Below are 7177 nucleotides of genomic sequence, written 5' to 3'. Positions count from 1 at the left end.
GGCCGCAGGTTGGCGGCACCGGTGGTACATTCGCGCTCGATGAGCGCGCGAAGCTCGGTCAGGTCCACCCGGCGGATCAGGTGCTTGACCGGGCCGACGGAGGCCGGCCGCATCGAAAGCGTGCGCACGCCGAGCGCGGCGATGCAGAGCGCCTCCACCGGCCGGCCGGCGTCCTCGCCGCAGAACGACAAGGGCGTGTCCGCCGCCGCGCAGCGCGCGACGATGTGGCGGACGAAGCGCAGGAAGCTCGTGTTGAGGACGTCGTAGCGGCGGCGTACCGCCTCGTTCTCGCGGTCGGCGGCGAAGAAGAACTGCTTCAGGTCGTTGCCGCCGATGGAGATGAAGTCGCACATCTCGAAGAAGGCGTCGGGCGCATAGGCGAGCGAGGGCGTCTCCAGCATTGCGCCGATTTCCAGGCTCTCGGGCAAGGCATGGCCGAGTGCGCGCTCGCGTCCGATCTCGTCCATCAGCATCTGGCGCGCACGGCGGAACTCGTCGACTTCGGCGACGAAAGGGAACATCACGGTGAGCGGGCGTCCCCCGGCGGCGCGGATCAGCGCCTGAAGCTGCATCCGCATCACACCGGGCTTGTCGAGGCCGACGCGGATCGCCCGCCAGCCCATGGCTGGATTGGGCTCTTCCACGCGCTTCATGTAGGGCAGGACCTTGTCCGAGCCGATGTCGAGCGTGCGGAAGGCGACCCGCTTGCCCTTCGCGGCGTCGAGAACGCTGGAATAGATCGCGGCGAGTTCCGACCGCTTCGGCACATGGGCGCGGATGAGGAACTGAAGCTCCGTCCGGAAGAGGCCGACGCCCTCCGCCCCCGACCCCGTGAGCGAGGGCAGGTCGGCCATCAGGCCCGCGTTCATGTGAAGCGAAATCCGCGTGCCGCACTTCGCCTCGGCCGGCAGGTCGCGCAGACTGGCGTAGCGGTTCTGTGCCGCCGCCTGCATCGCGATCTTGTCGCGGAAGGCGGCGGCCACCGTGTCCTCGGGCCTGAGATGCACGATCCCCTGGTCGCCATCGACGAGGATCGGGTCGCCGTTCAGCGCCTCGGCCGTGATCCGGTCGGCATGGATGACGAGCGGAATGGCGAGCGCGCGGGCGACGATGGCTGCGTGGCTGCCGACCGAGCCTTCCTCCAGCACCACGCCCTTCAGCCTGCGGCCGTAGTCCAGAAGCTCCGCCGGGCCGATGTTGCGGGCGACGAGGATCGGACTTTCCGGCATCTCGGCCCCGGTATCCTTGCCCTGGCCGGTGAGGATGCGCAGCAGCCGGTTCGAGAGGTCGTCGAGGTCATGGAGCCGGTCGCGCAGATAGGGGTCCGGCACGGTTTCGAGCCGCGCGCGGGCGGTGGACTGTTCCTTTTCCACCGCTGCCTCGGCCGAAAGGCCGCGGGTGATGTCCTCCTCCATCCGCCGGACCCAGCCACGCGAATGGGCGAACATCCGGTAGGCCTCGAGGACCTGCTTCTGTTCCTTGTCGAGGCTCTCGGCGGCGAGAAGGTCGTCGACCGACACGCGAAGCACACCGACCGCGGCGCGGATGCGCTCGATCTCGGTCAGGGGGTCGTCGGCGACCGGATTCGTGACCACTACCCGCGGCTCGTGCAGCCAGACCCGCCCCTCGGCCGCGCCTTCCTGCGCGGTGGCGCCCCGGATCGTCACCGGGCGCTTATGCAGCCCCGCCATGGCGCCGCCGTCGCCGACGAAGGCGCCGAGTTCCGTCATCTCGGCCAGCACCATGGCGACGACTTCGACCGCGTCCACCTCCTCCACCGAGAATTCGCGCGCGGTCTTCGACTGCACCACGATGACGCCGAGCTTCTCGCCGACGCGCTGGATCGGCACGCCGAGGAAGGAGGAATAGATCTCCTCGCCCGTTTCCGGCATGTAGCGGAAGCCCTTCTCGGCGGGCGCGTTGGCGGTGTTGACGGGCGCGAGTGTCCGGGCGACGCGGCCGACGAGACCCTCGCCGATGCGCATCCGCGTCTTGTGGACCGACTCCTTCTTCAGCCCCTCCGTGGCGCAGAGTTCGAGCGTGTCCTCGTCGCGGAAGAGGTAGATCGAGCAGACCTCGCAGCGCATCGAATCCGCAATGATATGGGTGATCCGGTCGAGCCGCTCCTGGCCTGCGCCGGGTTCCGCAAGACTGTCGCGCAAGCGCCTGAGGAGCTTGCGGCTTTCGCTTTCCGTCCGTTCAGGCATGTCCTCGACCGATCGGTGTTTCCCTTTCTATAGGCGAAGCGATCACAAATGGGGAGTGCCCACCGTTTTTCCTCGATGATCTGGCTTCGATTGCGAAATCTCCGGGCTGACGGGTGTTCGCCTTGCGCGAACCGGGGCGGCGCCCGGCGTCTAGGCCGTCTTGCCCCAGCGCGCCACGATGACCGTCCCGAGAATGGCGAGCGCACCGCCGACGAGGGTCGCGACCGTCGGAACCTCGCCGAGAAACAGGAAGGCGAAAAGCGCGGCCATGGGGGCGACGAGGTAGACCAGCGCCGTGGTCACCGCGATGGGCAGCTTGCCGAGCGCGTAGATCGAACCGGCATAGGCGACCACCGTCGGAAGCAGGATCAGCACTGCGATCGACATATGGACGCGGGAGGCCGCCGGCCCGGCTTCGACCAGTGCCGCGGGAAACCACGGCAGCAGGAACAGGCCGGAGAAAACGAGAGTCCAGGCGGTGCAGGCGAGGGCGCCATCCTCCTCGATCAACGGTTTCTGCACGACGAAATAGAGCGCCGCCGAGAGCGAGGCCAGGAAGATGAACATGGCACCCGCACCGAAGGCGAGACCCCCGGGCTGGCCCACGGCGACGTAGCTCACGCCGCCGAAGGCGATCGCGCAGCCGGCCCAGCCGGCGCGATTCAACCGTTCGCCAAGCACCGGCCAGGCGATCAGCGCCGTCAGGATCGGAATGATGTTGCTGATGAAGCTGGCGGCGCCGGCCGAGACCGTGGACTGGCCCATGTTGTTGAGGACGCTGTAGCCTGCAGAGCCGAGGAAGGCCGCGGCAAGATAGCGCGGGATGCGGCGTCTGTGCGGAAACGACGGGCGAGCCCAGGCCACCCAGCCGATCGCCAGAAACCCCGCACTGACGAAGCGTATCGCCGTCAGCGGCAGCGGCGTCATGACCTCGAGCGCGATTGTCACCATCGGGAACGCCACGGCCCAGGACACGGCCGCCATCATCATCGCGGCGAGCGCCAGCCCCCGCGTGTCCGTCCCCGTCGATGCGTCTGCCATTCTGCCTGCCGTCCGTGCCCCCCGGGCAACCCTAGTGCACCGACGGCAGGTCGCTGAGCCGTTTTCGACCGGGCATGTCGCGAAACATGTTCCAGCCTGCGGAGCCGGGTCCCGGGCGGGCGCTCAGGCGTGGCCGCGGTGGTGCTGACGGCTGCCGGATGCGATCCGCCGCGCATGACCTCGGGACGCTGCCGGAAACCGGATCTGTCCGGCGCGGGGCCTGCCGGGGCGCGGCCGCGTCAGGCCCTTTCCAGTTCGAAGGCGTCATGGAGCGCCTGCACGGCGAGTTCCATGTACTTGCGGTCGATCAGCACCGAAATCTTGATCTCGGAGGTGGAGATGACCTTGATGTTGATATTCTCGGCGGAGAGTGCCGCGAACATCCTGGCGGCGACGCCGGCGTGGCTGCGCATGCCGATGCCGACGACCGAGACCTTGGCGACATCGGTGTCGATGATCAGCTCGTCGTACTGGATCTTGCCCGCCGCCATCGCATCCTCGATCGCCTTCTGGGCGCGGGGCACCTGGTTCACCGGGCAGGAGAAGGTCATGTCGGTCACGGCCCCCGGGTGGGCGGCGTCATAGTCCTTTTCCGAGATGTTCTGCACGATCATGTCGACGTTGACGCCGGCATCTGCCAGCGTGCCGAAGATCGCAGAAGCCACGCCGGGGCGGTCCTCGATCGTGAAGAGGGTGATCTTGGCCTCATCCCGCGAATAGGCGACGCCCGAGACGACTTTCGATTCCATGATTTCCTCCTCGCCGCTGACCAGCGTTCCAGAATTCTCGTCGGTGTCCTCGAACGAGGACAGTACGCGCAAGCGCACGTTGTAGCGCATGGCAAGCTCGACCGAGCGGGTCTGCAGCACCTTCGCGCCGAGCGAGGCAAGCTCCAGCATCTCCTCGAAGGCGATGCGGTCGAGCTTGCGCGCCTTGGACGAGATGCGCGGGTCGGTCGTGTAGACGCCGTCCACGTCGGTGTAGATGTCGCAGCGTTCCGCCCCGAAGGCGGCGGCGAAGGCGACGGCGGTCGTGTCCGAGCCGCCGCGGCCTAGCGTGGTGACGCGGCCCTCGTGGCTCAGGCCCTGGAAGCCCGCCACCACCGCGACCTTGAAGCCCTCGGCGAACTTCTGGTCGATGTTGTCGCGCGGGATCGAGACGAAACGCGCCGCGCCATGGGCCGAGGTCGTGTTGATCGGCACCTGCCAGCCCTGCCAGGACCGCGCCGGCACGTCCATTTCCTGCAGGCGCAGCGCCATGAGGCCGGCGGTCACGTTCTCGCCGGAGGCCACCACCGCGTCATACTCGCGCGCGTCGTAGAGGGGCGAGGTCGCTTCCACCCAGCCGACGAGCTCGTTGGTCTTGCCCGACATGGCAGAGACGATGACGATGACATCGTATCCGCGCTCCACCTCGCGCTTGACCTTCCGGGCGGCGTTCTCGATGCGGTCGAGATCGGCCACAGAGGTGCCGCCGAATTTCATCACGAGAAGCGGCATTCCGGCCCCCCAGTTCCCGCGCATGACGCGCCTCAAGCCAAACCGCGCGCTTCTTATGCGCGGGGGGGCGTCCATGCAAGCGGATTGCGGGGGCAGTGCCGGTCCCCGGGCGGCGTGTCGCAGATCTGGTGCGGGCACCTGTTACACGGCTGTCGCAGTCCCGGTCTAATCGGAAGGTGTGGCAAACCCGGAGGCGGTGATGGACGGGGCGGGCGAGAACCTTGGCACATCGGGCGCGGCCGGCGTCGCGCGGACCCTGCTGGCGGAGATGGCGCCGGTCGTGGCGGCGATCCGGGCCGAGGCCGAGGCGCGCGAGGCGCGCTGGGCACCGGGGATCGGACGCGCGGGATTTGCCGAATCCGCCGCGAACCTCGCCGCCTACCTTGCGCTGCGACATGCCGACCTCAGGCCGTTCCAGACCCGGCTGGCGGCGCTCGGCCTCTCCTCTCTCGGCCGGGCGGAGGCGCATGTGGCGGCCTCTGTGGAGGCCGTGCTTGGCGCCCTGAGCGCGATCGCAGGTGCCGCCGGCGCAGTCTTTCCCGATCCCGCGCGCTTCGCCGAGGGGCCGCGGATGCTTGCCGCCCGCCGCGACCGGATCTTCGGGCCGGGCATGACACCCGGCAGCCCCGAGACCCGCATCATGGCCACCTTGCCTTCGGACGCGGCCGACAACCCCGCGTTCGTCGCGCGCCTCGTCGCCGAGGGGGTCGACTGCGTGCGCATCAATTGCGCCCATGACGCGCCCGAGGACTGGGCGGCGATGATCGCCCATGCGAAGGCAGCCGGACGCGCGGCGGGGCGCGAGATCGCGGTGGCAATGGATCTCGCGGGTCCGAAGATCCGCACCGTCGCGGTATCCGAAAAGGTCCGGCTGATGGCGGGCGAGCGCTTCGCCATTGCCGCCGATGCCGGAAAGGTGACGGGGATGGCCGCGGTCTCGATCAGCCACCCGGAACTTGCCGCGATGATGCATCCCGGCGTAACGGTCTGGTTCGACGACGGCAAGCTCCGCGCCCGCGTCGTCGAGTGCACGGAGGCGGGCGCGGTTGTGCTGGAGGTCACGGGCGCCCGCGCGAAGGGCGTGAAGCTGAAGCCGGGGAAGGGTGTCAACCTGCCGGGGGCGGACCTCGCCATTCCCGCGCTCACCGATCACGACCGCGCCTGCCTCGGCTTCGTCGCCCGCAACGCCGACATCGTCGGACTGAGCTTCGTGCAGACGGTCGCGGACATCGACACCGTGGTTGACGCGCTGGACGCCGAGACGCGCGGCGGCGCGCGTCCCGCGCTGATGCTTAAGATCGAGACGCCGATGGCGGTGCGCAACCTGCCCGAGCTTGTCGTGCGGGCGGGCGGCGCGGCTGAGGTCGCGGTGATGATCGCGCGCGGCGACCTCGCGGTCGAGATCGGCTTCGAGCGATTGTCGGAAATCCAGGAGGAGATCCTCTGGCTTTGCGAGGCGGCCTCGGTGCCAGTCGTCTGGGCGACGGAGGTGCTCGACGGACTCCTCCACGAGGGCCAGGCGAGCCGCGCCGAGACGACCGATGCCGCGATGGGCCAGCGCGCCGAATGCGTGATGCTGAACAAGGGGCCCTACTTACCCGAGGCGCTGGCCTTCCTGCGCGGCATCCTGATGCGGATGGATCGCCACCAGAAGAAGAAATTCGCCTGGCTCGGCCCGCTGGGCGCCTGGCGTGATCCGGGCTGAGTGCGCGGGTGCGCGGAGCGAGGATGACTTCGGCCGCGGCCGGTTCAGAACGGGATCGCCCGGCCGAGGTAGTCCTCGAAGACCCCTGTTGTCGCCAGGCTGAGCGCGTCGAATCGGGCGAGAAGTCCCGCGGCTGATGCCGCCACCGTAACGTCGGCCGCGGGCCCGCCCATGTCGGTCCGTACCCAGCCGGGGTGGTAGATACCTACGGCGATCCCCTCGGCCTTGAGATCGGCCGAAAGGTTGCGCCCGAGATTCAGCGCCGCCGCCTTGGAAGCGCGGTAGATGTAGCTTCCCCCCGGCGCGCGGGTGTCCGAACCCATGGCCGAGGCCAGGATCGCCACCCTGCCGCGCGCCCTCCGCAGATTGGGCAACAGCGCCTGCACGGTCAGGAAGACGCCGGTCACGTTCACCGCGAAGGTCTCGGCCCAGAGCCCGGCGGGAAACCCGGTGTCGAGGCGCTGGCCCTTGTCGGGATAGATGCCGGCGTTGCAGACGAGAAGGTCGAGCGGCCCGTCGCCGAAGCCCGCCGCCATGGCCCTGACGGACCCGGCGTCGGTCACGTCGAGCTCCAGCATCCGCGGTCCCGGTTCCGGCCGGCGCGAGGTGCCGGTGACACGATCGCCGCGCGCGGCAAGGGCATCGGCCAGCCCCCTGCCGACGCCACGCTGCGCACCGCTGATCAGAACTTCCATCCCGCCGCCTCCTTCTGTCCGGAAATGCTC

Annotated in this window: 5 protein-coding genes; 1 reads left to right on the top strand and 4 read right to left on the bottom strand. The window is 68.9% G+C overall.

From position 1 onward, the window contains the following. The 3 genes from ptsP to ACMUOO_RS15755 all read right to left on the bottom strand — a co-directional run. Positions 1-2207 (bottom strand): phosphoenolpyruvate--protein phosphotransferase (gene ptsP, locus ACMUOO_RS15765; RefSeq protein WP_413855707.1); only part of this gene is annotated, 2207 nt, incomplete at its 3' end. Positions 2208-2357: 150 nt separating this feature from the next. Further along, positions 2358-3248, bottom strand: coding sequence for a DMT family transporter (locus tag ACMUOO_RS15760; protein WP_301919207.1), 891 nt, complete (start codon positions 3246-3248; stop codon positions 2358-2360). Between the two features lie 239 nt (positions 3249-3487). After that, positions 3488-4747: an aspartate kinase gene (locus ACMUOO_RS15755; RefSeq protein WP_413855708.1), complete on the bottom strand. Its 1260-nt coding sequence runs from the start codon at positions 4745-4747 to the stop codon at positions 3488-3490. Positions 4748-4946: 199 nt separating this feature from the next. On the opposite strand from ACMUOO_RS15755, the gene ACMUOO_RS15750 reads away from it, so the two are divergent. Further along, complete coding sequence (locus ACMUOO_RS15750; RefSeq protein ID WP_301919206.1) at positions 4947-6452, top strand: pyruvate kinase; 1506 nt, start codon at positions 4947-4949, stop codon at positions 6450-6452. A gap of 44 nt (positions 6453-6496) precedes the next feature. On the opposite strand, the gene ACMUOO_RS15745 is transcribed toward ACMUOO_RS15750, so the two are convergent. Further along, positions 6497-7147 carry an SDR family oxidoreductase gene (locus tag ACMUOO_RS15745; protein WP_413855706.1) on the bottom strand — a complete coding sequence of 217 codons (651 nt, stop codon included), beginning with the start codon at positions 7145-7147 and terminating at the stop codon, positions 6497-6499. Between the last annotated feature and the right edge of the window lie 30 nt (positions 7148-7177).

It is taken from the genome of Albidovulum sp. (assembly GCF_041919395.1).
GTDB lineage: Bacteria > Pseudomonadota > Alphaproteobacteria > Rhodobacterales > Rhodobacteraceae > Albidovulum.
The sequence above is the reverse complement of the archived record's forward strand: the minus strand, read 5'-3'. Positions and strand labels throughout refer to the sequence as shown.

What these genes read in the sequence shown, in the direction of transcription:
- ACMUOO_RS15760 (WP_301919207.1), bottom strand. Translation starts at nt 3,248, where the DNA reads ATGGCAGACGCATCGACGGGGACGGACACGCGGGGGCTGGCGCTCGCC.
- ACMUOO_RS15755 (WP_413855708.1), bottom strand. Translation starts at nt 4,747, where the DNA reads ATGCCGCTTCTCGTGATGAAATTCGGCGGCACCTCTGTGGCCGATCTC.
- ACMUOO_RS15750 (WP_301919206.1), top strand. Translation starts at nt 4,947, where the DNA reads ATGGACGGGGCGGGCGAGAACCTTGGCACATCGGGCGCGGCCGGCGTC.
- ACMUOO_RS15745 (WP_413855706.1), bottom strand. Translation starts at nt 7,147, where the DNA reads ATGGAAGTTCTGATCAGCGGTGCGCAGCGTGGCGTCGGCAGGGGGCTG.